This is a genomic window from Flavobacterium sp. UBA4197 (genome assembly GCF_002379575.1).
Lineage (GTDB): Bacteria > Bacteroidota > Bacteroidia > Flavobacteriales > Flavobacteriaceae > Flavobacterium > Flavobacterium inviolabile.
Genome location: NZ_DFUB01000015.1, coordinates 202,105 through 226,758, shown reverse-complemented (window position 1 = coordinate 226,758; position 24,654 = coordinate 202,105). Strand labels below are relative to the sequence as shown.

The following is a 24,654-nucleotide window of genomic DNA, read 5'->3' as shown; positions in this document are numbered from 1 at the left end:
TTCAAAATTGAAATTTGAAACTCGATTTTTATTTATCCTCAACCACGTCCAATTCTACTTTCAGGTTTTTAATGATAAATTCCTGACGATCGGGTGTATTTTTTCCCATATAGAATTCCAGTAATTTTTCTATGGATGTTGCTTTATCCAGCATTACCGGATCCAGACGGATGTCTTCGCCGATAAAGTGTTTAAACTCATCCGGAGAAATCTCTCCCAATCCTTTAAATCGGGTTATTTCCGGTTTCGGTTTTAATTTTTCTATCGCGGCTACCCGTTCGTCTTCACTGTAACAATAAATTGTTTCCTTTTTATTACGCACCCGGAATAACGGCGTTTGCAGAATATACAAGTGTTCCGCTTTAATCAGTTCGGGAAAGAATTGCAGGAAAAACGTGATGAGCAGCAAACGAATGTGCATACCATCGACATCGGCATCGGTAGCAATTACAATGTTGTTGTACCGCAGGTCGCCCATATCTTCTTCAATGTTCAAGGCTGCCTGAAGCAGGTTGAATTCTTCATTTTCGTATACGATTTTCTTAGTCATCCCATACGAGTTCAGCGGTTTTCCACGCAAACTGAATACCGCCTGCGTATTCACATCCCTTGATTTGGTGATGGAACCCGATGCGGAATCTCCCTCCGTGATAAACAGGGTACTTTCCAGATAACGCGGATTTTTAATATCGGTTAAATGCACGCGGCAATCGCGTAGTTTACGGTTGTGCAGACTGGCTTTTTTTGCACGGTCCTTGGCTAATTTCCGGATTCCGGAAAGTTCTTTACGTTCTCTTTCCGCCTGTAGAATCTTGCGCAGTAACAAATCGGCTACTTCCGGGTTTTTATGCAGGAAGTTATCCAGGTTTGTTTTTACGAAATCATTGACATAGGTACGTACCGACGGTGAATTTGGCCCCATATCGGTCGATCCCAGTTTGGTTTTGGTCTGCGATTCGAAAACCGGCTCTTCAACTTTTACCGAGATAGCCGAAACAATGGATTTCCGCACATCGGACGCTTCAAAGTTTTTATTGTAAAATTCTTTGATCGTTCGCACAATAGCTTCACGGAAAGCTCCTAAGTGGGTACCTCCCTGAGTGGTATTCTGCCCGTTTACGAACGAATAGTATTCTTCTGAATATTGTGTTTTACTGTGGGTTAATGCGACTTCAATATCATCCCCTTTTAAGTGGATGATCGGGTAGATCATGTCTTCTTCCGAAATGGTTTCTTCCAGTAAGTCTTTCAGACCGTTATCCGAATAGAATTTTTCGCCATTGTAAATAATGGTTAATCCGGTATTCAGGTAACAGTAATTTTTAAGCATTTTAACAATGTACTCGTTACGGTACTTGTAATGCTTGAATATGGTTTCATCCGCAATAAAGGATACTTTTGTTCCTTTGCGTTTGGTTGTTTCTACAATCTCTTCTTCCAGCGTTAAATTTCCGGCAGAGAATTCGGCTGCTTTCTGCTGGTTGTCGCGGACAGATTCCACGCGGAAATAGTTGGAAAGGGCATTTACGGCTTTGGTACCGACCCCGTTCAGACCTACCGATTTCTTAAACGCTTTGGAGTCATATTTTCCCCCGGTATTCATTTTCGAAACAACATCGACCACTTTACCCAATGGAATCCCACGGCCATAATCGCGTACCGTTACCATTTTGTCCTTTACCGTGACTTCAATGGTTTTTCCGGCGCCCATTACAAATTCGTCGATACAGTTGTCAAGAACCTCTTTCAGAAGAATATAAATACCGTCATCAGGTGAAGATCCGTCCCCAAGTTTTCCGATATACATTCCGGGACGCATACGGATATGCTCTTTCCAATCGAGTGAACGTATATTGTCTTCGGTGTACTGATTTTGCTCTAGCATAAAGAAATTTTGGATTTTCTGCTAATATAGCATTTCTGCCGAAAAAATGAAAGAGCGCAGCAATAAAGTTATCAAACAGAATTTGTAAACAACTGATTCTCTGACAATCAAAAAAGCTTCAAATCAAACGCTACTAAAGATAGTATAAATATTACAAAACAGAATAAAATCGGAATTCCCGCGAGCAAAATCCATAGCATTTTAGGTTTTACCTCATCCGATTTTGCAATTTCCAGCGTTGTGGTCACGGAAGCAAAAACCGAAAGAAACAACAAGGCATATCCTAAATAGACACCTGTTTTATGTATCCAGTTGTACTTTATGTTATATTGAAAATTTGCGCCCAGAAAATACGCGATAAAACTGGCTATAAACAGCAACAGTATGTTTCTGATATTTTTTTTAAATTTCATAGTATATTAGTTATAATGGCAAAATATTCCCTTGTCATAAACGGCCCACCAGCTTGCCTTCTGCCGTGCCGCTTTTAAAGCATTATTCGCCCAGGTATTACAGGTATAAAACAGGTTGTAAGCACCGTTAGCTTCATAAAAAGCATCGTTTTTACCATAGCTCCGATGCTGTATCCAGAGTACTTTTTCGTTTGCATCCCGCTGAAAACTACCGGCAATATAAGCAACCAGCTGCCGATAATCTTCTTTGGACAGCATTATCTTTTTACAGTCTTCCCCTTCCATCATTTTCTTATAAAAAGTGGTGTGCATAGCCGAACTTCCCAGGTTAAAAACAGCATTAAAAGCCGTACCGGCTTTTAAATCGGACCATTCGGGCGTATCCAGGTAAAATCCTTTATCACCCCATCCGAAAGCCAGGTAATTCATAATACTATCCTTAGATCTGGTTTGCCGGAAAGGCACTTCTTTTGTCCAGTCCCTGACCTCATTTTTTACCGGTACCACGACATCCGTATGCACCCCATTGGTCAGTATATAAACAGCAATATCCCGCTGTCCGTTAGCCACTTCCGTATCGTTAACAGTAATCCGGGACAATACCAATACTGCTATGACATACAGCAATAGAAATCCTGTGATTCCGGCAACTGTCCAGCCCAAAATCCTGAGGCATTTTTTAAATACAACCATTCCTGATAAAAATCCGGTTTTGTTAATACTATTTCACTATTACAGGAAATACTATCAAATTAAAGACCATTTCTATTAAAAACTGAATTCTTTTACAATATCTTTAATCTGGTTGTCAAACAACGGATTGGAGATCTGCTTTTTATCCACATCGAAATTTTCATAAAAACCCGGTAATGAAAATGTTGCCACGATATTAGCACCATATCTCGGCAGGCTGTTTTTGGCTATTTCCAACACACTTGCCCCACCTCTTGCACCCGGAGAAGTCGCCATGAGCAAAACCGCTTTTTGCTGAAAAACATCTTTAAGCTGCCGGGAACTCCAGTCAAAAATATTTTTAAACGCTACGGAATAATTACCGTTATTCTCGGCCAGTGAAACCACGATCATTTCTGCAGAAGCCAGCTTCTCCAAAAAATCCGTTGCCAGTTGCGGCTTCCCTATTTCCTGCTCTAAATCGACACTGAATACCGGCAGGGCATAATCGTTTAAATCAAGTACCTCAACAGTTGCATCTTCAAACAAATTTGCAACATAGGTTACCAGTTTCTTATTTATAGAGTTATGGCTGTTACTGCCAGCGAAAGCGATAATTTTCATAGGTATATTTTTTTCCGTCTAAAATTACTAAAATTAGCCATACCGATTTCAGCAGACGCCATAAAAAAAGCGAAACAATTGTTTCGCTTTTTATCTTATTTTACTCCGTTAATTAGACATTAAATCTAAAGTGCATTACATCACCGTCTTTAACGATATATTCTTTTCCTTCCACTCTTAATTTTCCGGCTTCTTTTACTTTTGATTCCGAACCAAAGGCTACATAATCATCATAAGCAATAACCTCAGCACGGATAAATCCTTTTTCAAAATCAGTGTGGATTACTCCGGCTGCTTTTGGCGCCGTGTCACCCACGTTGATCGTCCAGGCACGTACTTCTTTAACACCAGCCGTAAAATACGTCTGCTGGTTTAACAATTTGTAAGCCGCACGGATCAATACTGACGAACCCGGTTCTGTTAAACCTAAATCTTCCAGGAACATTTTGCGTTCCTCATAGCTTTCCAACTCTGTAATATCCGCTTCCGTTCCTACTGCCAGAACAATAACCTCCGCATTTTCATCCTTTACCAGTTCTCTAACCTGATCTACATAACTGTTTCCTGTTGCCGCAGAACCTTCGTCTACATTACATACATATAAAACCGGTTTTGCCGTAATCAGCTGAAAACCTTCCATTAAAGCCTCCTCATCATGATTTTGCGGTACAACTGTACGGGCAGATTTCGCTGCCAATAATGTTTCACGGATTCGGGATAGCAATGCTTCCTCAACCTGCGCTTCTTTATTTCCTGTTTTTGCCGCTTTTTTTACTTTTTCCAAACGTTTTTCAACGGTATCCAGATCTTTCAGCTGCAATTCGATATCAATTGTTTCTTTGTCACGGATAGGATTTACATTACCGTCTACATGAACAATATTATCATTATCAAAACAACGCAAAACGTGTATGATCGCATTACACTCGCGGATGTTTCCTAAAAACTGGTTTCCTAAACCTTCTCCTTTACTGGCTCCTTTTACAAGACCGGCAATATCCACAATATCCACTGTAGCTGGCTGTACACGCTCCGGCTTCACTAATTCCTCCAATTTTTCCAATCTCGGGTCCGGAACATTTACCACACCGATATTCGGTTCAATAGTACAAAACGGAAAGTTAGCACTTTGTGCTTTTGCATTCGACAAACAATTGAATAAGGTTGATTTCCCAACATTAGGTAATCCTACGATTCCAGCTTTCATGTATATGAGTTTTTAAAAGTCTGCAAATATATTGATTATTAGCCAAACTTCAACCTACTTTTATTTTAACATTTTATTGGCAAAAAAACGTTTTTTTATAAATTTTTTAATACAAATTGTTTAATATTTCCGTTTTTAAAGCTTATATTTGTTAAATAGTAACCTTAAAATAAAAAAATATTATGAAAAGATCAATTTTAAGTTTAATAATACTATTCTTCTCTGCGGGTATATACGCCCAAAACACAAATGTTCAGTCTGAAGTTAAAACAACCGTAAGAACAATAAAGGATTCTGAAGGCGAGAAAAAAATCGTTAAAACCGAGGAATTAGAAAAAGTTCAGGACGTTGAATTAAAAGATGCCAATTCCAAATCTTTAAACAAAGAAATGCAGTTAGGACCAACTCAGGTTGTTTCTAAAGTTAAAGTTACTGTTGACGGTGTTACCCGTTATGTAGATGTAGACCGCTCTGCTTATTACACCTACAAAGGACAGAAATACCAGGTATTGCTTGATAAAGTGGGATACACTATTATCAATCCGGACACCAAAAAACAGTTGGCAGTTCTTAGAGAAACGTCTAACAATACGTATATTGTAAAAAATAAAAACAAAATTTCCATTGGCCATTTTGATGCCAACGGTGATTTGATCATGGAAACATACGATGAAAAAGCCGATACGGTAACGTTTGAAAAAGCAGAAATCATTCGTAACTAATCCGGAAAGCACAAAAAAAAGCCTCAAGAAATCTTGAGGCTTTTTTTTATTCGTTATGCAAAAAGGATTGTCGCTGTAAAAGTGTTTCATCACTTTCCACATGGTTATCATCCGGAACACAGCAATCCACCGGACATACTGCCGCACATTGCGGTTCTTCGTGAAAACCTTTACATTCCGTACATTTGCCCGGAACAATATAATATATATCATCCGAAATGGGCGTCTGTGCTGCTTCCGCATCCACTTCTGTTCCGTCCGGAAGCACTATTTTACCGGTTAATTTGGTACCGTCTTTATATCTCCAATCGTCTGCCCCTTCATAGATAGCCGTGTTTGGACACTCAGGCTCGCAAGCCCCACAGTTGATACATTCGTCTGTTATAATGATTGCCATAGCTAATTTTATTATTTTTGCACAAAATTACAATCAAAACCATTCATAAACAAGCCACTCATGACACAAAGCGATAAAAAAACAAGTTTTATTGAATTAGGAAAGTTTTTAAATCAGTTTTCGATAAACGGAAATGAGCAAAAACCGGATGTGAAGAACAATGCCTTATTCTATGATAACTTTATCACACTAATTGAATTATCGCAATCCCATAATGGCTGGTTCACTCCGGAGCAGGTTTATTTTGCAATACAGTCATGGGCAGAAGCCCTGACCGAAGAACAGCTTGACAAATGGTTGTCCCGCTATGATTTCACTGCCGTAAAACCCAAAACGGTGGGCTTAATTCTTGCCGGAAACATTCCGCTGGTTGGCTTTCATGATTTCTTGTCGGTTATCCTGTCCGGCCACAAGGTTTTGATTAAAACATCATCCAACGATCAGAAGCTGCTTCCTTTTTTAGCCGGTTATCTGATTGCCATACAGCCGGAATTAGCCGATTATATCACTTTTACAGACGGGAAACTGGAAAATTTCGATGCGGTAATCGCTACCGGAAGCAACAATACGGCCCGTTATTTTGAATACTATTTTAAAGACAAGCCGAGCATCATTCGCAAGAACAGAAATTCCGTTGCTATTTTAAACGGAAAGGAAAGCAAAGAAGACCTGATCGGGCTTGGTGAAGATATTTTCCGTTATTTCGGCCTGGGCTGCCGTAACGTTTCGAAATTATTTGTGCCGAAAGACTATGATTTCACGCTTTTCTTTGAAGCCATGTATGAATACAGGGATGTTATCTATTATGAAAAATACACCAACAATTACGATTATAACAAGGCGGTTTTTCTGATGAGCGGCTTCAAGCTTCTGGACAATGAATTCCTGACAATCAAGGAAGATTCCAGCTATGCCTCTCCTATTTCGTCTGTTTTCTATGAATATTACGATTCCATTGCTGCTTTAACAGAGAAACTCAACTCCGAAAAAGATCAGCTTCAGTGCATTGTATCAAATAGCATTATTGAGGATAGTGTTATTTTCGGGCAAACCCAGAAGCCTAAACTTTGGGATTATGCAGATAATGTGGACACGATTGCTTTTTTAATAAAAATCTAACTTTCTCGTTTTCTTTTGTGATTAAGATTATTTTTTTTAGGAAATTTACAGTCTTAAACACACTCAATGCAACTAGAACACAAAAACAATGTTAGTCCTGTACTCAAAGACGGGATTAAGAACTATCTCATTGATATTGACGGTACCATTACCGACGATATTCCCAATGAAGAACCTGAAAGAATGGAAACTTGTCTTCCTTTCCCGGATGCTCTTGAAACAATCAACAAATGGTATGATGAAGGTCATATTATCTGTTTTTTCACCTCGCGCACCGAAGAGCACCGTGAGGTTACGGAAAAATGGCTGATAAAGCACGGTTTTAAATACCACAGTATCCTGATGGGCAAACCCCGGGGCGGTAATTATCACTGGATTGATAACCATCTGGTTAAAGCCACCCGTTACAATGGTAAATTTACCGATTTAGTAGACAAAGAAGTCGTTATTCAAGTTTTTAAAGATTAGTTTCCCCAATGAAAAAACACAATTACAGCGCAGGTCCCTGCATTTTACCACAAGAAGTTTTTCAAAAAGCATCACAAGCCGTTTTAGATTTTAACAATACCGGCTTATCCATATTGGAAATATCCCACAGAAGTAAAGAATTTGTTGCCGTTATGGAAGAAGTAAGGGCTTTGGCTCTTGAACTTTTAGGCTTACAGGGAAAAGGCTACCAGGCTTTGTTTTTACAGGGCGGTGCCAGTATGGAATTCCTTCGCATCCCGTATAACCTGATGAAAGTAAACGGAAAAGCATCCTATCTGGATACCGGTACCTGGGCAAGCGGCGCGATTAAAGAAGCCAAAGCTTTCGGAGAAACGATTGTCACAGCGTCTTCAAAACCGGAAAACTACAATCATATTCCCAAAGACTATACTATTGCTGCCGATTCGGATTATTTTCACTGTACCAGCAACAATACCATTTTCGGAACCCAAATGAAAACGTTCCCGGAAACATCGGTTCCGGTGGTATGCGACATGAGTTCCGATATTTTTTCCCGTACAATCGATTTTTCAAAATTTGACCTGATTTATGCCGGTGCCCAGAAAAATATGGGACCAGCCGGAACGACTCTGGTTGTTGTTAAAGAAAGTATCCTGAACCATACCGGCCGAGCCATTCCCAATATCCTGAACTATCAGCAGCATATCGACAAGGAAAGCATGTACAACACGCCGCCGGTTTTTTCTATTTACACTTCTTTATTAACGCTGCAATGGCTTAAAAACCTGGGCGGAATCAGCGCTATCGAAAAAGTAAATGAAGCCAAAGCCGCTTTATTATATGGCGAAATAGACCGCAATCCGTTATTTAAAGGAACGGCAGTTACCGAAGATCGTTCGATCATGAATGCGACTTTCCTTCTGGAAAATGACACACATAAAGAACTTTTCGACAAACTGTGGAAAGAAGCCGGAATTTCCGGACTAAACGGTCACCGCTCTGTAGGCGGATACCGCGCTTCCATGTACAATGCCCTTCCGCTGGAAAGCGTACAGGTTTTGGTAGACGCCATGAAAGAATTAGAAAGAATCGCTTAAAAAAATTAACGACATTATTTACAATGAAAGTATTAGCTAATGACGGCCTTTCGCAAAGCGGTATTGACGCTTTGGAAAAAGGAGGCTTTGAAGTAATCACAACAAAAGTTGCACAGGAACAGGTTGCTAATTACATTAATAAAAACGAAATCGACGTACTGCTGGTTCGCAGCGCGACAAAAGTACGCCAGGATATTATCGACAATTGCCCGACGCTTAAAGTGGTGGGCCGCGGCGGTGTAGGTATGGACAATATAGACGTTGCCTATGCCCGCGAAAAAGGAATACACGTTATCAACACACCCGCTTCTTCTTCGGAATCTGTAGCAGAACTGGTATTTGCACATTTATTTTCCGGCGTTCGCTTTCTTCACGATGCTAACCGGAACATGCCGCTGGATGGCGACACTCAGTTCAATAACCTAAAAAAGGCGTATGCAAACGGAATTGAACTACGTGGCAAAACGATCGGTATTATCGGCTTCGGCCGTATTGGCCGTGAAGTTGCCCGTATGGCTTTAGGTTTGGGTATGAAAGTGATCGCAACCGATAAATATGTGGATGAAGCGACCATTAAAGTGGACTTTTACAACGGTCAGTTTATCAATGTGGACATTGAAACCGAACCGATTGAAGATGTTCTGAAACATTCCGATTTTATCAGCCTGCATGTACCGGCTCAGGATACCTATGTTATCGGGAAAGCAGAATTTGACCTGATGAAGGAAGGTGTCGGCATCATCAATTGCGCCCGTGGCGGTGTGATCGATGAAGTCGCTTTAATTGATGCTTTGGATGATGAAAAGGTGCTTTTTGCCGGATTGGATGTTTTTGAAGAAGAGCCTACTCCTGCTATCCAGGTTTTGATGAATCCTAAAATTTCACTGACGCCCCACATTGGTGCGGCTACCATTGAAGCGCAGGAACGCATCGGTACCGAACTGGCAGAACAGATTATCAGTTTATTAAAAACAAATTCACAATCTTAACAGAACGTTTTTTTGTTTACATTTGATAACCAACTATAAATCAAACGATATGCTTGAACAATTAACCCAATTAGTACAGCAATACGGAGGCGATGCCATTGTAAAAAACAATGCCGTTCCTAACGAATTAAACGAAAGCGTGATGGCTGAAGCCGGCAGTTCTATTTTTTCGGGATTACAGAAAATTGCTTCCGAAGGCGGAATTGACCAGTTAGCCGGTTTGTTCCAGGGCAACAATGCTTCGTCCGGTTCCAATCCTGTTGTTCAGAAATTATCCGAACAGTTAACCGGCGATTTAGGTCAGAAATTCGGTTTGAGTACCAAAGCGGCTTCCGGTGTGGCAGGCAGTTTGATCCCTAATGTATTAGGCTCCTTAGTGAACAAGGCAAAGGATCCGAATGAACAAGGGTTTCAGATTTCGGATATTGTTAACGCTATTTCCGGCGGAAACGGCAGTTCCGGTTTGATGGACGCCATTTCAAAATATGGCGGGCAATTTGGCCTGGACCAGAATAACGACGGAAAAGTCGATATGAGCGATGCCATGGCAGCTGTTAGTAAAAAAGGTGGTATTGGCGGACTTTTAGGAAAATTGTTCGGTAAATAAGCAAAACACATACGTTTCAAAAGCCTGGCATACGCCAGGCTTTTTTGTTAAAAAAATAGCGCTTCCGGCATCTTTTTGGTAACTTTATGGGAAATTCTGTCTTATGAAAAACTTTGGTATCATCGGAATTATCGTTTTATGCATTGGCGTGTTCAGTTGCAGTACACCCAGGCAGCCTACCGGAATATCCCAAACCGGAACTGCCGCAGCTGCAGCGAACAACGACACGATTCGTATTGCTAATGACGAGTTACAGTATGAAATCATCATTATTGATCCCGGCTTTAATTCCTGGCTGATCGGCAGAGCGAAACCAAGAGGATTTTACACCCAAAGCTATCTGGAAAGCCGCAACATTCCGTGGGTAACCGAATGGAATACCCATGTGATTTCCCCCAGAAGAGGACAGGAAGATTTATTCCAGATGGCTATTGATTACAGAAGCGGTACCGATTACGGCTATGAAGTGAATTATATGCTTTATAATTATTTAGTCTATTTCCAATTAAAAAACAATATTCGGCTTGGAGTCTTTGCTCCGCGACCATAAAAGTTGTATTTTTGAGCCTATTTCTAATAGCCATGGAAAAATTAAAACAGCGATGGGGTGTTTCCTCTAACTTTCAGATAGTCATCATCTTTATTGTATTTGCGATAACCGGGTCAACAGCTTCTTATCTTTCAAAACCGTTAGTAGAATGGCTGGGTATCACCAAAGACAATTTAACGCCTTGGCTGTACTGGCCTTTGCGGCTTATCATTATACTTCCGGTTTATAAAGTACTGTTAGTGATCATCGGAACGCTCTTCGGGCAGTTTACTTTTTTCTGGAACTTTGTAAAAAAAATGCTCCGTCATATGGGACTCGGGTTCCTTTTCAAACAATAAAAAAGAGGCTTTGCAGCCTCTTTTGTTTTATTCCTGTTTTTTAATCATATACGTATAAATCCACGTGAGTGTAAATGTGGGAATAAAGTCCAGTCCGGGCATTAACTCTTCAACAAAAGCAAAGATACCTCCAACGGTTCCCACGGTTCCTTTATACATCCTTGCCAGCAAAAATCCGGCTACAGGCGCCCACGCGATGTCTACAAATTCTCCCAGAAAAGGAAGTAAATACGTCATACAGCCGATGGCATCAAACAAAATACTGAGCATTAGTTTTTGCTGTTTGCTGTCGGAAGCCGTTTTAACCTGAATATCAGCCATTTTATAGTATTAATTTACAGTTAATAACGCAAATTCGGTGCCAAAATTATTTCAGCTTCGACGGATAGTTTTTGCGGAGCTTTTCCAGCTTCGGATTAATGACTGCCATACAGTACGGCTGGGACTTATTCTGGTTGTAATAATCCTGATGGTAATCTTCTGCCGGATAGAAAATACCGGCTTTGGAAATGGCAGTTACCACGTTTTTACCATAAATTTTCTGGTCATTCAGCAGTTTTATAAAATTTTCAGCCGCCTTTTTCTGCGCTTCGCTGTTATAGAAAATCTCACTTCGGTACTGCGTACCCACATCGGCACCCTGACGGTTTAATGTTGTGGGATCATGTGTTGCAAAAAACACTTCCAGAATATCGTCATACGAAATCAGCTTAGGATCGAAGGTAATTGCAATGGCTTCCGCATGTCCGGTTGTTCCGGTGCAGATTTCTTTATAGGTTGGATTTTTAAGGGTACCGCCGGTATAGCCGGAAACCACTTTTTTCACTCCTTTTAACTCCAGAAAAACAGCTTCTGTACACCAGAAACAACCTCCGGCTACCGTAGCCACTTCTAATCCTTTTTGTTCATCCATAATTTCAATTTCTTTGTTTTTTTCTGCTGAAAGTTTTTTTTCTTTGGATTGACACGAAACCGCCGTCAATGCAAATAATAAGGCAAAAATACTTTTCATAACGTTACTTTTTATCAAAATTAACCAATTAAAAAATCCGATTTTGTTTGTTAACGAAACTTTATGTTCGCCGGCTACCGGTTTCCATATCTACGGAATAATATCCCTGTTTAGATTTCTTTTTACTCAAAATCTTTGTTTCTTTGTACAAATTCCAGAAAATGATACAGGCAAAAAACATTCATAAATATTACGATAAACTTCATGTATTGAAGGGTGTGGATTTACACATTCAAAAAGGAGAGATTGTTTCCATTGTTGGGGCTTCCGGTGCCGGAAAAACGACCTTATTGCAAATTTTAGGCACCCTGGACAAACCTACCGTTGAAAGCGGAACTTCGCTGATTATCAACAATGAGGAGGTTTTAAAAATGAATGACAAAGCACTTTCCAGATTCCGCAACCTGCAATTGGGCTTTATTTTCCAGTTCCATCAGCTGCTGCCGGAATTTACAGCTTTGGAAAACGTTTGTATTCCCGCTTTTATTGCCGGAAAAAACAAACAGGAAACGGAAGAAGAAGCGACCAAATTGCTGAACTATCTGGGATTGTACCACCGCATGCACCACAAACCGGGAGAACTTTCCGGCGGGGAACAGCAGCGTGTTGCCGTGGCCCGTTCGTTAATTAACAAGCCTGCCGTTATTTTTGCCGATGAACCTTCCGGAAACCTGGACACCCATTCTGCCGAAAACCTGCACCAGCTTTTCTTTAAGTTACGGGATGAATTCGGACAGACATTCGTTATTGTTACCCACAATGAGGAGCTTGCCAATATGGCCGACCGCAAACTCGTGATGGTCGACGGTTTAATCAGTAAATAGCCTTCAAATGTCGACAATCAATACCGGTACATTGCCTATGGATTTTTTGGAATTGCAGTCTTTTTTAAACGAAAAGGTGGCTTTATACAACAATCCTGATTTTATTGAAAGCGATCCGGTGCAGATCCCGCATTTATTTTCGCTAAAAGAAGATATCGAAATTGCCGGCTTCCTGAGTGCTACCATTGCCTGGGGAAACCGCAAAATGATCATTAAAAATGCGCACCGCATGATGGAACTGATGGGCAACTCGCCGTATGATTTTATCATGAGCCATACCGATGACGATATCGCAAGGCTTGAGAGCTTTGTGCATCGTACCTTTAACGGAAAAGACTTTGGCAGTTTTGTAAAAGGATTGCAGCACATCTATAAAAATCATGGCGGTCTGGAAGCTGTTTTTTCAAAAAATCAGGAAGAAGACAGTCTGCAAAAAAGCATACACGAATTCAAAAAAGTTTTTTTTGAAATTGAACATTTGCCACGATCACAAAAACACATTTCCGATCCGTTAAACAATTCCGCAGCCAAACGCATCAACATGTACCTGCGCTGGATGGTTCGCCAGGATAATAAAGGTGTCGATTTAGGAATATGGAAAAATATTCCGCCTGCTAAACTTTCCTGTCCGCTTGACGTACATTCAGGAAACGTAGCCCGGAAATTAGCCCTGCTTTCGCGAAAGCAAAACGACGGTAAAGCATTAGCAGAACTCGATTTAAATCTTCGAAAAATGGATCCTCTGGATCCTGTAAAATATGATTTCGCTTTGTTTGGATTAGGCGTTTTTGAAGGGTTTTAACAATACAACAAAAGACTTAAACAATTACGTTCAAGTCTTTTAGAAATAAAACCAAAATCACTCAATGAGCGTTTTATACGCCATAAAAACATAACAAAACGCTCATTATCAAATCTTGGTGCAACAGTTATTTTACTTTAGCATCCAGTTCAACTTTAGCATTCAGATTATTTCTTGTTAAAATAACGGAATGTGGTTTTCCATTATTAAATTCGAACTTTAATACGTTCGGATAATCTACAATTTTAAATAACCCGTTTTTCAGATAAAGCAATTCATTATCATTTTTTCCTTTAAAATGTTCTAAAATTGCCGATTCAACATAAAGACGGTTATTTCTTTCTACTATTTTGGTTTCCATTCCCTGCTGGTAAAGGAAATCGTCATACGTTCCGATTAGTTTTTCTTTTAAACTCAAGGGTATTTCCTGAGTCGCTTCATCAGGCGTTTTATTGTTCCAGTCCATCAGTGTCAGAATCTTTCTTTGAGTATGATTCATCACAGGAATACGATTCGGTTTTTCACCATTCGCAAGAAACACAAAGCCGTTTCCATCTGTCATAGTCGCAAAAACACTACCTCCAACTCCGGTATTGGAACCGTTACACATAAACCAATCGTAATTATTATAACCACCGGACTTTTGCCAGCCGTATCCCCAGCCACCAACAGCATTTTTTAAAGCAGTTACTTCCGTTACTTTTTTTGCAATACTATGAGAAATCACTTTGTTATTTTTATTGCGCAAAGCATTTTGTATCTCAATAGCAAGTTTTGCTAAATCACCCGGTGTAGACCATAATCCTGATGCTGCAACTTGCGGCGTGATTGGCAAGCCTGTTTTAATAACTTTTCCATCCTTATCGTGAACCATCGCTACATTTTTCAGAAATCCATTCTCATCAGGCTGTATCATTGTTGTATTTTTCAGACCAAGAGGTGAAAAAATATAGGTTTGCGCAAGTTCCGCAACAGGTTTCTCAAAAGTGTCTTCTAATGCCATCTGGATAATTACATAACCGCCGCCGCTGTAATTCCAGTCGGTTCCGGGCGTAAACAGGAATTCAATTTCTTTATTATACCTTGGTATCTGTCCTAAAAGACTTTGTTTTATGGTTGGAATTGTTTCCCCTTCATAATGGTCTTCAAATCCACTCTGACTTGTGCCCGCTGTATGGTTAAGAAATTGTCTCCAGGTTGGGCTATTATTTTCAGTAAACCTGCTTTTTGGCAAATGCCAGCGTTTCAGGTAATTGTCTATAGGAGTGTCTAAATTAATTAATCCTTTCTCTTCCAGTATATGACAAAGAAGTGCTGTTACTGGTTTTGCAATTGATGCTGTAGAAAATGCCGTATTTTCATCGATCTTTTCTTTAGAATTAATTGATTTCACCCCAAATTGACTGGAATAGACAATGTTATAATTTTCAAAAACAACAAGGCTAAATCCTGCCAGTTTATATTTCTCCAATTGCTGTTCAATTTTCAAACTATCGGTAAGAAAGCTATAGTCCCGTTTTTTTGAGGATCCTATATGGGTCGTTTGACATCCGGAAATTATTACTAAGAGAGTCAGTAAATAAATAGTTGTTTTCATTGTATCGTGTTTTAGTTAAAATTTTATTTCGATACAAATATGTGACGGAAACGAAAACTATGCGACCGAATAAAAACAGTCGAACGCATTTGTCCGGAAAAATAAGTACGAGTAACTCAAAACAACCGTACGAATAATTACAAAAACCTGTTTTACAAACCCTTACGATAAGCCGTAGGTGTATTACCGGTGTGTTTTTTAAAAGCCGTATTAAAAGAAGATTTGGAATTAAAACCTACATGGTACAGAATTTCTAAAATAGTCAGCTTACTTTTTGTAGCATCTTTTAAAATCTCCATCGCATTCTCGATGCGATAGGTATTCACAAAATCGTAAAAATGCTGTTCTAATTTATGATTGATTAAAAGCGACAACTCCCGGACAGGAATTTCAATATCTTTAGAAACATCCTGAATTGTTAATGAAGGATTGAGAAATGGCTTTTTTTCAAGCATATACTTCTTTAATTTAAGCAACTCTTCATCATACTCTTTTTCATTTACCGTTACCTGCTCACTCTTTTTTTCTTCCGAAATGATATCCTTGACCAGTTTTAGTTTTGAATCTATATTCCGGAACAAACCGGGATTGTTCAGTGCTTTATATAAGTACCAGCAAATGATAAACAGCTGGAATAACAAGAGTCCGATTCTGATCCACTCGGAGATGTTTGGATAATCCGAAAATTTAAAAATGTTTTTTACAAGGGTAATCAGGTATAAAACAGTCAGTACAATCGTAAACTGAAACAACCAGTTATAGGAATTGATGTTTGTGCCGGCATTATTTTCAAGATATAGTTTTTTGGTTTTTCGTAATATCATAAAAACGGCAATCATGTATACCACAACCTGAATATGAAATAGAATATGCGTGAGCTGTAGTTCGATCATATCCTGACGATGCTTCAGAAAACTGATTTTAGAAGCAAGGTCTACCGTGTAAAAACGAGGCAGCAAAATTCCATTTACAATTAAAAACGGAAGCAGGTGTATTGCATCTTTTGGTTTAAGCTTAAAATCGGAATAACTAACCGATAACACATACAGATAAAAAACAGGAAGCTGCAGAAACGCAAATGTATTTTTAAGCATGCCCGGATTTGAAGGATTATTAACCACTAAGCTTAATAAAGGATCAATGCTATCCAGTGCGGTTAGTAGTAAAAAAACAGCAAAAAGAGTGTTACTTATCTTGTGCTTTGTTTTCACTGTAAGCAGAAAAAAGACAAGAAATAATGAAATGAACAAGGAGATTATCGTCACAATAATTAATACATTAATCTTATCATTCATTTTTTATTTTAATATTATAAGGTTCATAAATATTGTTAGCGTTGCCGTTTGGCAATGTAGCGGAAACCGGTGTTAATTTGTACAAATGCTTAACAGAAGTACTCCTACCTCCTGCCAGCTACAGTTTTTTCATCAGTTTGTCAATTCTTCTTTTATTTTCCTGTTGCAATAAAGACGGATATAAATTCATCAATATATTAACGATCATAATAACCAAGCCAAATAAGTAGTAGGAATTCCAGACTTTCACTAAGGCGAAAACAGCGACAAAACCAAATCCGATTAAATGGTCTATTTCAGAAATGGTCATTTCATTCCGTAAATTATTTAATTCGGTCTTTTCAATTTTCTTTTTCAGCTTCAGTTTCTGATTGAAAAATTTAAAAAATGTATTCTTTACAATCCACTTGAAAATGCCAAGTCCAATAAACTTGTTCCATTTTTCATTTTCAATGAAATTCAGATTTGACAGGCTTTTATTGTAGTATTCCGTTTTTCTCAAAACAGCATTTACAGCCATTCCCACTATCCAGGAAATAAACGTTATGGCAATACCAAATGTCAGATATTTATATATCATCATTTTAAAATTGAAGCTAATTTATATACACCAAACAACGCTTCCTGTAATAAACCTATTCCGTGCGATAGATTTATAAAGGTTCCTGCGTTTTATTGTTCCAAAAATATTCAAAAAAAAATGGAACTCATCAAAAGGCATCTTTTATTTATAAATATTTTTCGTACTTATATTTGTATAAATATTACGATCAATCAAGGATTTATCTTGCTTTACAACAAATTGAAATGTTCCGGAATTGCCTCTATATTGATCCGTTTAAAAGTGGTAATATCTAAAAAACAGTTTCATCTGTAACAAAGCCTTTTCTTAACTCACAATATATTCACAAATAAGTAAAATCTTTCAATTTCATATTTTCACCAACGGCAGTATGTCTTATTCATTTCCAGTAAAATAGGGCATTCCGCTATATAACTCAGGGCTTTTTAGAAAATTTTAACGCCGGAAAACGCTAAAATTAACTATCTTTGCCGCTCACCTAAATTATTAGTTTGGAAGTATTTAAATACTATTTAATTAACTTTTTAGTCCCCGTTTTAGTTCTGTTTCTTATTATTGTAATAACGGTAACGATAAGCGATCGTATTGCCTATGGCTATAACCGGCAGTACCGGAAAGCCATAAAACAAAAGATAAACGATTTCCTGACGAAGCTGCTTTTTACCGATGCCGAAAACTACGACAGCCGGATTGCCGCTTTTAAAAAAGAAATCCCGTTTCGCAAGGCCTGGTGCAAAAGTATGGTGACCAACTGTATCATTGAACTGAAACAAAACATCAAAGGCGAAGTAACCGCTCCAATCCTGGATATTTACAAAAGTTTCGGCCTGCAGCATTTCAGCAAAAAGCTGATTCACAGTAGCCGCTGGTATGTGAAATGCAAAGGAATTTACCATTACCAGATCCTGGAATATGAAGAAGGAGAAAATTACGTTAAAAAATTCCTGGATCATAAAAACACGATACTGCGTTCGAATGCCTTTATCGCCTTTATTTCCCTGACTTCAAAAAAACTGGATTTTTTAAGCACCTATCCATACGAGATCTCGCTTATTGATGAGCTGAAAGTAATGGACCTGCTCCATCATAAAAAGTTCCCGATTCCTAAAAACATCAAGGACTGGATTACGGCCCAAAACCCTTCTATCGTGAAATTAGGCATCCGTTTTATGGTGTATTACAACTATACGGCAGAACAGGAGGCATTATTGGAATTACTGAACTCCGAAAATAAAATGATCCGGCAGGAAGTTATCATTGCCATCAAGGAACTGTATCTTCTTGAAGCCGAATCCAGGCTTATCGATCTGTTCGGCAGTGAGGATAATGCTAATAAAATTGCTATTTTGCAGACTCTGGCTGTTATCGGCAGTTCCAAAACCATTGCCTTTATAGACGATTACCTGCACCGATCCATTAATGCCGAAACAAAAATACACGCCGTAAGGACATTGGATGCGATTGATTCTTCTTACCTGAAATCAAACTTCAAAGAAAATTTTGAGGTCATTAAAATTAAAAAACACGTTAAAAATCCTTACCTATGATTTCGAGAGTTTATTTGGAGATTTTCGAAAATTTCTACGAAACATTTGTCGCGGTTTTTTCGTCCAGTTATATACTGTTTTACCTCTTTCTGGCGATATTGTCCTATTTTGCCATTAAGAAACACCTTAATGCCAAATATTTTATTCATGACGATTTATTGGTAAAATCCAATAACATGATTGGTGTTTCGGTAGTGGCTCCGGCATATAATGAAGGGGCTACCATTGTTTCCAATGTAAAATCCCTGCTTTCTCTTACCTATCCGAATTTTGAGGTAATCATTGTGAATGACGGCAGTAAAGACGACACCTTAGAAAAACTCATCCGTGAATTTCAGCTTGTTAAGGTCGATTTTTACTATGAAGAAAAAATAAAAACCCAGAAAGTTTACGGTCATTACAAATCTACCAACCCGATTTATTCCAAACTGCTGGTAGTGGACAAAAAGAACGGAAAAAGTAAAGCCGATGCTTCCAATGCCGGGATTAACTCCGCCAAGCATCCGCTATTCCTGTGTACCGATGTGGATTGTATTTTAAAGAAAGATACCATTATCAAGCTGGCAAAACCGTTCATGGAAAGCAAGCGCAAAGTGATTGCAACCGGAGCCGGTATCCGGATTTCCAATTCCTGCGAAGTAAAAGACGGTTTTCTGGTTAAAATCCATTTCCCGACCAATTGGTTCGCCCGTTTCCAGGAGCTGGAATATGTTCGTGCATTCCTGTTCGGAAGAATGGCCTGGAGCCAGATTAACGGGCTGCTGCTTGTTTCCGGCGGACTGGGGATGTTTGACAAGGGAGTTGCCGTTGCAGCCGGCGGTTATTGGCACAAATCACTGGGGGAAGATATGGAGTTAATTACCCGTATGCGTAAGTATATGTATGACACCAAACAAAAATTTGCCATCAAATACATTCCGGAATCCCTTTGCTGGACCGAAGTTCCGGCTTCTGCCAAGGTGTTGATCCGCCAACGCAGCCGATGGGCAAGAGGACTGGTTCAGACCCTTTACATTCACCGCACCATGTTTTTCAACCCGAAATACGGAAGAACCGCTTTCCTGGTACTGCCCTATTTCTTTACGTTTGAGTTCATGGTTCCCATCCTCGAAGTTTTGGGTATTTTCTCATTATTAATAGGCTTTTACATCCTGGATATTGACTATATTTTTCTGTTTTACATTACTTTATTTGTATATTTATTCTATCTGATACTAACCCTGGTTTCTATCTTTTTAGATGAAATATTGTATCGCAATTATGCCAATTTAAAAGAAATACTGATCCTGATCGGAATGGCTTTTATAGAGCCTTTTGCTTACCATCCGGTAAACATTTATGCTTCCCTGAAAGGATATTGGCAATTTTTCAGACAGAAAGAACAAAAATGGGGTGATATGCCCCGACTGGGTTTTAAAAGTGAAACAACAAAAGAGCATGAAACAAACTAAATTTTTCAGGATACTTTTTATAACTGTTTTTATTTTCACAGCCGGTAAAACCATGGCACAGAAAATCGATACAGACAGTTTACTGGTGCGTGCCGCCAAAGAAATCAATCCGAATAAAAATTATACCGAAGCCATCCGAAAAGCGCAATTGGGAATCAAATTAGCGCCGGATTATCTCGATTTCCATTTATTACTGGGACGCGCTTACCAGCTGACGCAGGCAGTTGACAGTGCCCGGTTTTACTATCAGCACGTGCTTGCCAAAAATGAAAAATATGAAGAGGCTTTCGGCTACCTTACGCAATTGGAGATCGATGCCAGGAATTACACCGCTGCCGAAAAAGTAGCAGACCGGGCAATCGAACTGTATCCGGAAAATAAAAATTACTATTTAAAAAAACTGGCCATCTACCAGTTACAAAAAGAGGACGACAAAGTTCATGATTACCTGAAAGTGCTGGAAAAGAAATTTCCTGCCGATGCCGGTATCAGACAGCAGTTATTCCTGATGGACACCAAGAACAATACAGACCGCATTGGCGTGAATTATAGCCTGACTGTTTTTGACCGTGCCGGTGTAGGTCCGTGGCACCTGGGAAGTTTGCAATACATCCGGGAACGCAAATGGGGCTCACTGATCGGACGGGTGAATTATGCCAATCGTCTGTCTGAAGGCGCTTCCATAGCCAACGGTGTACAATATGAAGGGGAAACCTATTTCTTTACCGGAAAGAATGCCTATTCCTATGCCGGAGTGGCCTATAGCGACGATATCGTTTTTCCGAAATGGCGACTGGGTTATTCTTTTTACTACAACTTTAAAAAAGGCTGGGAGGCTGATTTAGGCATCCGCTACACCCAGACCATAGACGAAAATCTAAAGGCTGCCGTTATTGGTGTCGGCAAATACCTGGGCTCCTACTGGCTTAATTTAAGAACCTATATTCAAAACCAGGACAGCAAAGTATACCCGGCTTTTACGCTGACTTCCCGTTACTATTTCAATACGCGATTTGATTATGCCACCGTGTTACTGGGTTACGGCACTTCTCCGGATGAACGATCCATACAGGGGCAGCTGGAACAGCGGATTGCGTTGAATTCCTATAGAATCGGAGCCGGCTATTACCGCGTTTTCGGGGAGCATTACCTGACCGGCATACTGGTAAATTACAACAACCAGGAATATGCACCGGGACGGAAACAAAACGAAACCGAAATCAATTTTAGCCTGCAATATCGTTTTTAATGCACTAACATTATGTTAATTAACAAAAAAGCGCCCTCCTTTACGTTAATTAGCTATATTTTTGCAAAAAATAAAACCACAATTATTTTTAACAGATTTACCCCATGAGTTCTGTAAAGAAAATCTTAATTGTCGAAGACGACAATCTTACTATTAATATCCTTGAGTTTATCCTCAGAAAAGAAGGTTACAGCCTGACGATAGCCAAAGATGGTGCTGAGGCTATTGAAAAAATCCCGTCCTTACAACCCGATTTAGTCATTACCGATGTAATGCTTCCTTTTAAATCCGGGCTTGAGGTTACTAATTTTGTAAAAGAAAACTACAAAAACATTCCGGTTATCATCCTTTCCGCTTTAGGAGAAGAAGAAAATACGGTTACCAACGGTTTCAAGTTAGGAGCCGACGATTTCATTGCCAAGCCATTCAATCCGAAAGAACTGATCCTTCGTGTTAAAAGACTGATTATCATTGAGGCGGAACGCTAATTCTTAGCATTTACAGTACACTAAAAGATTCCTTTTTAGTATCTTTATAGTACTATATCCGTAAATGCCATGAAATCATTTTTATACTCATTCTGCCTGCTTTTTATTGCCTTTTCCGCTTTTTCTCAAATACCCGCTTCCGGGATTTACCGCATTCAGGAATTAAGTGCTGTTCCCTCTAAAAAATCCCTCTATCGCGATTATACTTCGGTTACCTATAATGCCATGCACATTCCCGGTTTTACAGAAGCAAACATTCAGCATGCCATAGTAGCGGTAGATTCCCTTAAAAAACAATTAAAGATCCTTTTTATTATTGATCCTGAAGTTTCGTATGACGGACAGACCGATCTGGGATTTGCCACACTAAAAGACGGCAGCCGGGAGCAGTTACATTACACCCTGGGAGGTCTTTATACCACACTTAAAGACACCACACTAACGAATTATTCCGCCGACCAGAACTTTAATTATCACTATTGGCGCGACGCCTGCTATTTCAGGCTTTATCCAAATACTTTCCGGATCGGAGCCTGCCGGGTTCCGCTGAAAAAAGGGGACTACTACGACCAAAACAATACACTTGTACAGACAATCACTCAGGATACGATTATCACGCCAAAAGGCAAAACGGTCGAACAGCGTTACCACCTGACGATCAACCAGCCTACCGAAAAATTCGAACAACATACCGGTTTCAATCACCATTTTATTGATATCCTCAGAAATAACGATACTCTTCAAGTGCCGGTATACCAGCACCGCAGCAATACCGGACCTAAAATCGGCAGTCTTAAATACGGTGACTATATGGCTGTAAAAGAAGCCGATGACGATTGGTTCAGCGTGAGTACGTTTACGCAAAAAACAGAATGGGATGACAGTCCGGTAGGGCGATATTTATATGATCAGCAACCGCAATACCGCAGCTATTTAGTGGAAACAAACGGCTATATCCTGAAAGATGACATGTACCCGCCACACTGGGTTATCCAAAATGAAAAAACAGCCGATTATTATTTCTTTGTCAACACCACGACAGATACCGCCGAAGAAGGCATGCTGCTTCCTATTGCGATCAAAGTAATGGATACCAAAACCAACAAACGGGTACAGCAGTTCGACATTGCATGCGGAATCAGTTATTCCGGAGAGAACATCAGCGGATTTATCCGTTTAATCGATTGTAATTTTGACGGTTATCCCGACATCCTCACCAGCGCTTACACTGGCGGAGCCGGCCCGAACAATACCTCCAACATCTTTATCTTCAATCCCAAAACCAAACAGTTCGAATTTGATGAAATCCTTTCCTACTTACCGCAGTTGCAGATTGACAGCAAAACCAAAACAATACTATCTTTTTACCGGGCCAGTGCCGGAACTCACGGAACAGAGCATTATAAATACCGGAACGGAGAACTGGTTAAAGTGTACTTCTATGAAGAATCCTTTTCCCTTTCTGAAGATAACACCCTTGAGATAACAGAGGAAAAACTGGTTAAAGGCAAATGGATAAAATCTGCCAGAAAAGTTCACATCACGAACTAAACCAACGATTTTACAGCAGGAATATGGTTCAAGACCAACTTCTTTATATTTTTGCAGAAATACCGCTAAAATGAATATAAAGCTTCTTGCTATTGGCAAAACCGACAACAAGTCCCTGCAGATTTTAATTGACGATTATATCAAACGTTTGTCGTTTTATATCAAATTTGACCTGGAGATCATTCCGGATATCAAAAATGTCAAAAACCTATCGGAAAGCCAGCAAAAAGAAAAAGAAGGGGAACTGATATTAGCGCGGCTTTCGGCAACCGATCAGCTGATTTTATTAGACGAAAACGGAAAAACGTTTTCCAGTGTCGGTTTTTCCGAAGAGTTGCAGAAAAAGATGAATTCCGGTGTTAAAACCTTAGTATTCGTTATTGGCGGTCCTTACGGATTTTCTGAAACAGTTTACAAAAAAGCACAGGGAAAGATATCGCTTTCTTCCATGACCTTTTCGCATCAAATGGTGCGCCTGTTCTTTATTGAGCAATTGTACAGGGGTTTTACCATTTTACGCAACGAGCCGTATCACCATCAATAAACATACTCCTTAGCCGAAAACGTAACATTGTTCAGTTTTAAACCAGCCAGGAATATTTTATCGGTTATATAAAATTCATACGGTAGTTCTTTGTCAAAATGCAGGTAAATAACAATGGGTTTGTCACTGTAAAAATGCTGCAGGCTTTCTTTAAAGGTTGACAGTTTTAAATCACTGCCGTTACAGGTCAGCTTATTGTGTTTGTCAAATCTTACAATCAGAGTAGCCGCCTGCTGGTCTTCAAATTCTTTTTGCTTTTCCAGAGAATAAACCACTTGGGTAAAAGGAATAAACGCCATATTCTTACCGATACTGTCGGCATACGAATAATAGTTTTCCTTTTTGTCTTTACCGCTTTGCTGCCCTTTTCTGTTTTGCAGTTTGATCACTTCCGGCAGCACCTGTTTCAACGGAAGACGCTTGTCTACATTGAATACCCAGTTTGTAGTGGAAATAATGGTCTGTTTGTCTACTTCGGCTATCGTATCGTTGCCTTTCTTCTGGAATAAAATATAAATCGGAGAAATATCTTCGATATCCTTAACCAGTGTTGTATTCGATTTGGGTAACAAAATCTCTTTGTCCTTACCGCAGGACAACAACATCAAAAACGCTAAAATCATTCCGTATTTCATCATATC

The 24,654-nt window shown here is 39.4% G+C and carries 28 protein-coding genes; 16 read left to right on the top strand and 12 right to left on the bottom strand.

Annotated features, from left to right (window positions below; all coding sequences use genetic code 11):
* Positions 1 to 28: 28 nt before the first annotated feature.
* From B3394_RS08500 to ychF, 5 genes are all read right to left on the bottom strand, one after another.
* On the bottom strand, positions 29 to 1,885 hold the full coding sequence (locus tag B3394_RS08500) for a DNA topoisomerase IV subunit B (RefSeq protein ID WP_177735728.1): 1,857 nt from the start codon (positions 1,883 to 1,885) through the stop codon (positions 29 to 31).
* 107 nt (positions 1,886 to 1,992) lie between these two features.
* Positions 1,993 to 2,298 carry a hypothetical protein gene (locus tag B3394_RS08495; RefSeq protein WP_286915166.1) on the bottom strand — a complete coding sequence of 102 codons (306 nt, stop codon included), beginning with the start codon at positions 2,296 to 2,298 and terminating at the stop codon, positions 1,993 to 1,995.
* Positions 2,299 to 2,304: 6 nt separating this feature from the next.
* Positions 2,305 to 2,991 (bottom strand): TIGR02117 family protein, encoded by a 687-nt coding sequence (locus tag B3394_RS08490; protein ID WP_286915165.1) that lies wholly within the window; start codon positions 2,989 to 2,991, stop codon positions 2,305 to 2,307.
* A 75-nt stretch (positions 2,992 to 3,066) separates the two neighbouring features.
* Positions 3,067 to 3,594, bottom strand: a complete 528-nt coding sequence (locus tag B3394_RS08485) for an NADPH-dependent FMN reductase (protein ID WP_273243763.1) — start codon at positions 3,592 to 3,594, stop codon at positions 3,067 to 3,069.
* Positions 3,595 to 3,706: 112 nt separating this feature from the next.
* A complete protein-coding gene (ychF, locus tag B3394_RS08480) occupies positions 3,707 to 4,801 on the bottom strand; it encodes a redox-regulated ATPase YchF (protein WP_286915162.1) in 1,095 nt (364 codons plus the stop codon).
* Between the two features lie 182 nt (positions 4,802 to 4,983).
* Here ychF and B3394_RS08475 point away from each other — a divergent pair, with 182 nt between their 5' ends.
* On the top strand, positions 4,984 to 5,523 hold the full coding sequence (locus B3394_RS08475) for a hypothetical protein (RefSeq protein ID WP_273243767.1): 540 nt from the start codon (positions 4,984 to 4,986) through the stop codon (positions 5,521 to 5,523).
* Between the two features lie 46 nt (positions 5,524 to 5,569).
* Here the strand turns inward: B3394_RS08475 and B3394_RS08470 are convergent, their stop codons facing one another.
* The gene (locus B3394_RS08470; RefSeq protein WP_177735740.1) at positions 5,570 to 5,920 is read right to left on the bottom strand and encodes a 4Fe-4S dicluster domain-containing protein; all 351 of its coding nucleotides are present in this window, start codon (positions 5,918 to 5,920) and stop codon (positions 5,570 to 5,572) included.
* A gap of 60 nt (positions 5,921 to 5,980) precedes the next feature.
* On the opposite strand from B3394_RS08470, the gene B3394_RS08465 reads away from it, so the two are divergent.
* The 7 genes from B3394_RS08465 (at position 5,981) to B3394_RS08435 (ending at position 11,070) form a co-directional block, all read left to right on the top strand.
* The gene (locus B3394_RS08465) at positions 5,981 to 7,039 is read left to right on the top strand and encodes an acyl-CoA reductase (protein WP_286915158.1); all 1,059 of its coding nucleotides are present in this window, start codon (positions 5,981 to 5,983) and stop codon (positions 7,037 to 7,039) included.
* A 66-nt stretch (positions 7,040 to 7,105) separates the two neighbouring features.
* Complete coding sequence (locus B3394_RS08460; protein WP_177735744.1) at positions 7,106 to 7,507, top strand: LNS2 domain-containing protein; 402 nt, start codon at positions 7,106 to 7,108, stop codon at positions 7,505 to 7,507.
* An 8-nt stretch (positions 7,508 to 7,515) separates the two neighbouring features.
* Positions 7,516 to 8,586 carry a 3-phosphoserine/phosphohydroxythreonine transaminase gene (gene serC, locus B3394_RS08455; RefSeq protein WP_286915153.1) on the top strand — a complete coding sequence of 357 codons (1,071 nt, stop codon included), beginning with the start codon at positions 7,516 to 7,518 and terminating at the stop codon, positions 8,584 to 8,586.
* Positions 8,587 to 8,609: 23 nt separating this feature from the next.
* Positions 8,610 to 9,575, top strand: coding sequence for a D-2-hydroxyacid dehydrogenase (locus B3394_RS08450; RefSeq protein WP_177735748.1), 966 nt, complete (start codon positions 8,610 to 8,612; stop codon positions 9,573 to 9,575).
* A 49-nt stretch (positions 9,576 to 9,624) separates the two neighbouring features.
* Positions 9,625 to 10,182, top strand: coding sequence for a DUF937 domain-containing protein (locus tag B3394_RS08445; protein ID WP_286915148.1), 558 nt, complete (start codon positions 9,625 to 9,627; stop codon positions 10,180 to 10,182).
* Between the two features lie 103 nt (positions 10,183 to 10,285).
* The gene (locus B3394_RS08440; RefSeq protein WP_286915146.1) at positions 10,286 to 10,732 is read left to right on the top strand and encodes a DUF6146 family protein; all 447 of its coding nucleotides are present in this window, start codon (positions 10,286 to 10,288) and stop codon (positions 10,730 to 10,732) included.
* A 32-nt stretch (positions 10,733 to 10,764) separates the two neighbouring features.
* Complete coding sequence (locus B3394_RS08435) at positions 10,765 to 11,070, top strand: DUF6787 family protein (protein ID WP_177735754.1); 306 nt, start codon at positions 10,765 to 10,767, stop codon at positions 11,068 to 11,070.
* A 27-nt stretch (positions 11,071 to 11,097) separates the two neighbouring features.
* Here B3394_RS08435 and B3394_RS08430 read toward each other — a convergent pair whose 3' ends face one another.
* A complete protein-coding gene (locus B3394_RS08430; protein ID WP_177735756.1) occupies positions 11,098 to 11,391 on the bottom strand; it encodes a hypothetical protein in 294 nt (97 codons plus the stop codon).
* 46 nt (positions 11,392 to 11,437) lie between these two features.
* Entirely contained in the window at positions 11,438 to 12,082 is a 645-nt protein-coding gene (gene msrA / locus B3394_RS08425) for a peptide-methionine (S)-S-oxide reductase MsrA (protein WP_286915141.1), read from the bottom strand.
* Between the two features lie 161 nt (positions 12,083 to 12,243).
* On the opposite strand from msrA, the gene B3394_RS08420 reads away from it, so the two are divergent.
* Together B3394_RS08420 and B3394_RS08415 are read left to right on the top strand one after the other, a co-directional pair.
* Positions 12,244 to 12,906 (top strand): ABC transporter ATP-binding protein, encoded by a 663-nt coding sequence (locus tag B3394_RS08420; protein WP_177735760.1) that lies wholly within the window; start codon positions 12,244 to 12,246, stop codon positions 12,904 to 12,906.
* Between the two features lie 37 nt (positions 12,907 to 12,943).
* Complete coding sequence (locus tag B3394_RS08415; RefSeq protein WP_286916029.1) at positions 12,944 to 13,708, top strand: TIGR02757 family protein; 765 nt, start codon at positions 12,944 to 12,946, stop codon at positions 13,706 to 13,708.
* A 127-nt stretch (positions 13,709 to 13,835) separates the two neighbouring features.
* Here B3394_RS08415 and B3394_RS08410 read toward each other — a convergent pair whose 3' ends face one another.
* From B3394_RS08410 to B3394_RS08400, 3 genes are all read right to left on the bottom strand, one after another.
* Positions 13,836 to 15,305, bottom strand: a complete 1,470-nt coding sequence (locus tag B3394_RS08410; protein WP_286915139.1) for a serine hydrolase domain-containing protein — start codon at positions 15,303 to 15,305, stop codon at positions 13,836 to 13,838.
* Between the two features lie 152 nt (positions 15,306 to 15,457).
* On the bottom strand, positions 15,458 to 16,600 hold the full coding sequence (locus B3394_RS08405) for a helix-turn-helix domain-containing protein (RefSeq protein WP_286915137.1): 1,143 nt from the start codon (positions 16,598 to 16,600) through the stop codon (positions 15,458 to 15,460).
* A 118-nt stretch (positions 16,601 to 16,718) separates the two neighbouring features.
* Positions 16,719 to 17,183, bottom strand: coding sequence for a hypothetical protein (locus tag B3394_RS08400; protein WP_246297009.1), 465 nt, complete (start codon positions 17,181 to 17,183; stop codon positions 16,719 to 16,721).
* Between the two features lie 491 nt (positions 17,184 to 17,674).
* Between B3394_RS08400 and B3394_RS08395 the strand changes: the two genes are divergently transcribed.
* From B3394_RS08395 to rlmH, 6 genes are all read left to right on the top strand, one after another.
* Positions 17,675 to 18,730 (top strand): HEAT repeat domain-containing protein, encoded by a 1,056-nt coding sequence (locus B3394_RS08395; protein ID WP_286915131.1) that lies wholly within the window; start codon positions 17,675 to 17,677, stop codon positions 18,728 to 18,730.
* Positions 18,727 to 20,181: a glycosyltransferase family 2 protein gene (locus B3394_RS08390; RefSeq protein ID WP_177735768.1), complete on the top strand. Its 1,455-nt coding sequence runs from the start codon at positions 18,727 to 18,729 to the stop codon at positions 20,179 to 20,181. The genes B3394_RS08395 and B3394_RS08390 overlap by 4 nt, the downstream gene beginning before the upstream one ends.
* A complete protein-coding gene (locus B3394_RS08385) occupies positions 20,168 to 21,430 on the top strand; it encodes a YaiO family outer membrane beta-barrel protein (protein ID WP_286915120.1) in 1,263 nt (420 codons plus the stop codon). The genes B3394_RS08390 and B3394_RS08385 overlap by 14 nt, the downstream gene beginning before the upstream one ends.
* Before the next feature lie 104 nt (positions 21,431 to 21,534).
* On the top strand, positions 21,535 to 21,918 hold the full coding sequence (locus tag B3394_RS08380; RefSeq protein WP_286915114.1) for a response regulator transcription factor: 384 nt from the start codon (positions 21,535 to 21,537) through the stop codon (positions 21,916 to 21,918).
* A 69-nt stretch (positions 21,919 to 21,987) separates the two neighbouring features.
* On the top strand, positions 21,988 to 23,469 hold the full coding sequence (locus B3394_RS08375; RefSeq protein WP_286915109.1) for an XAC2610-related protein: 1,482 nt from the start codon (positions 21,988 to 21,990) through the stop codon (positions 23,467 to 23,469).
* Positions 23,470 to 23,539: 70 nt separating this feature from the next.
* On the top strand, positions 23,540 to 24,013 hold the full coding sequence (gene rlmH / locus B3394_RS08370) for a 23S rRNA (pseudouridine(1915)-N(3))-methyltransferase RlmH (protein WP_177735776.1): 474 nt from the start codon (positions 23,540 to 23,542) through the stop codon (positions 24,011 to 24,013).
* On the opposite strand, the gene B3394_RS08365 is transcribed toward rlmH, so the two are convergent.
* Complete coding sequence (locus tag B3394_RS08365; protein WP_246297010.1) at positions 24,007 to 24,651, bottom strand: hypothetical protein; 645 nt, start codon at positions 24,649 to 24,651, stop codon at positions 24,007 to 24,009. The two genes, rlmH and B3394_RS08365, sit on opposite strands and share 7 nt — an antisense overlap.
* Positions 24,652 to 24,654: the final 3 nt, after the last annotated feature.

What these genes read in the sequence shown, in the direction of transcription:
- B3394_RS08390 (WP_177735768.1), top strand. Translation starts at nt 18,727, where the DNA reads ATGATTTCGAGAGTTTATTTGGAGATTTTCGAAAATTTCTACGAAACA.
- rlmH (WP_177735776.1), top strand. Translation starts at nt 23,540, where the DNA reads ATGAATATAAAGCTTCTTGCTATTGGCAAAACCGACAACAAGTCCCTG.
- B3394_RS08400 (WP_246297009.1), bottom strand. Translation starts at nt 17,183, where the DNA reads ATGATGATATATAAATATCTGACATTTGGTATTGCCATAACGTTTATT.
- B3394_RS08410 (WP_286915139.1), bottom strand. Translation starts at nt 15,305, where the DNA reads ATGAAAACAACTATTTATTTACTGACTCTCTTAGTAATAATTTCCGGA.
- B3394_RS08385 (WP_286915120.1), top strand. Translation starts at nt 20,168, where the DNA reads ATGAAACAAACTAAATTTTTCAGGATACTTTTTATAACTGTTTTTATT.
- B3394_RS08495 (WP_286915166.1), bottom strand. Translation starts at nt 2,298, where the DNA reads ATGAAATTTAAAAAAAATATCAGAAACATACTGTTGCTGTTTATAGCC.
- B3394_RS08380 (WP_286915114.1), top strand. Translation starts at nt 21,535, where the DNA reads ATGAGTTCTGTAAAGAAAATCTTAATTGTCGAAGACGACAATCTTACT.
- B3394_RS08475 (WP_273243767.1), top strand. Translation starts at nt 4,984, where the DNA reads ATGAAAAGATCAATTTTAAGTTTAATAATACTATTCTTCTCTGCGGGT.
- B3394_RS08420 (WP_177735760.1), top strand. Translation starts at nt 12,244, where the DNA reads ATGATACAGGCAAAAAACATTCATAAATATTACGATAAACTTCATGTA.
- B3394_RS08485 (WP_273243763.1), bottom strand. Translation starts at nt 3,594, where the DNA reads ATGAAAATTATCGCTTTCGCTGGCAGTAACAGCCATAACTCTATAAAT.
- B3394_RS08405 (WP_286915137.1), bottom strand. Translation starts at nt 16,600, where the DNA reads ATGAATGATAAGATTAATGTATTAATTATTGTGACGATAATCTCCTTG.
- B3394_RS08440 (WP_286915146.1), top strand. Translation starts at nt 10,286, where the DNA reads ATGAAAAACTTTGGTATCATCGGAATTATCGTTTTATGCATTGGCGTG.
- B3394_RS08465 (WP_286915158.1), top strand. Translation starts at nt 5,981, where the DNA reads ATGACACAAAGCGATAAAAAAACAAGTTTTATTGAATTAGGAAAGTTT.
- B3394_RS08460 (WP_177735744.1), top strand. Translation starts at nt 7,106, where the DNA reads ATGCAACTAGAACACAAAAACAATGTTAGTCCTGTACTCAAAGACGGG.
- B3394_RS08450 (WP_177735748.1), top strand. Translation starts at nt 8,610, where the DNA reads ATGAAAGTATTAGCTAATGACGGCCTTTCGCAAAGCGGTATTGACGCT.
- B3394_RS08365 (WP_246297010.1), bottom strand. Translation starts at nt 24,651, where the DNA reads ATGATGAAATACGGAATGATTTTAGCGTTTTTGATGTTGTTGTCCTGC.
- B3394_RS08435 (WP_177735754.1), top strand. Translation starts at nt 10,765, where the DNA reads ATGGAAAAATTAAAACAGCGATGGGGTGTTTCCTCTAACTTTCAGATA.
- ychF (WP_286915162.1), bottom strand. Translation starts at nt 4,801, where the DNA reads ATGAAAGCTGGAATCGTAGGATTACCTAATGTTGGGAAATCAACCTTA.
- B3394_RS08490 (WP_286915165.1), bottom strand. Translation starts at nt 2,991, where the DNA reads ATGGTTGTATTTAAAAAATGCCTCAGGATTTTGGGCTGGACAGTTGCC.
- B3394_RS08470 (WP_177735740.1), bottom strand. Translation starts at nt 5,920, where the DNA reads ATGGCAATCATTATAACAGACGAATGTATCAACTGTGGGGCTTGCGAG.
- B3394_RS08430 (WP_177735756.1), bottom strand. Translation starts at nt 11,391, where the DNA reads ATGGCTGATATTCAGGTTAAAACGGCTTCCGACAGCAAACAGCAAAAA.
- B3394_RS08375 (WP_286915109.1), top strand. Translation starts at nt 21,988, where the DNA reads ATGAAATCATTTTTATACTCATTCTGCCTGCTTTTTATTGCCTTTTCC.
- B3394_RS08415 (WP_286916029.1), top strand. Translation starts at nt 12,944, where the DNA reads ATGGATTTTTTGGAATTGCAGTCTTTTTTAAACGAAAAGGTGGCTTTA.
- B3394_RS08445 (WP_286915148.1), top strand. Translation starts at nt 9,625, where the DNA reads ATGCTTGAACAATTAACCCAATTAGTACAGCAATACGGAGGCGATGCC.
- msrA (WP_286915141.1), bottom strand. Translation starts at nt 12,082, where the DNA reads ATGAAAAGTATTTTTGCCTTATTATTTGCATTGACGGCGGTTTCGTGT.
- serC (WP_286915153.1), top strand. Translation starts at nt 7,516, where the DNA reads ATGAAAAAACACAATTACAGCGCAGGTCCCTGCATTTTACCACAAGAA.
- B3394_RS08500 (WP_177735728.1), bottom strand. Translation starts at nt 1,885, where the DNA reads ATGCTAGAGCAAAATCAGTACACCGAAGACAATATACGTTCACTCGAT.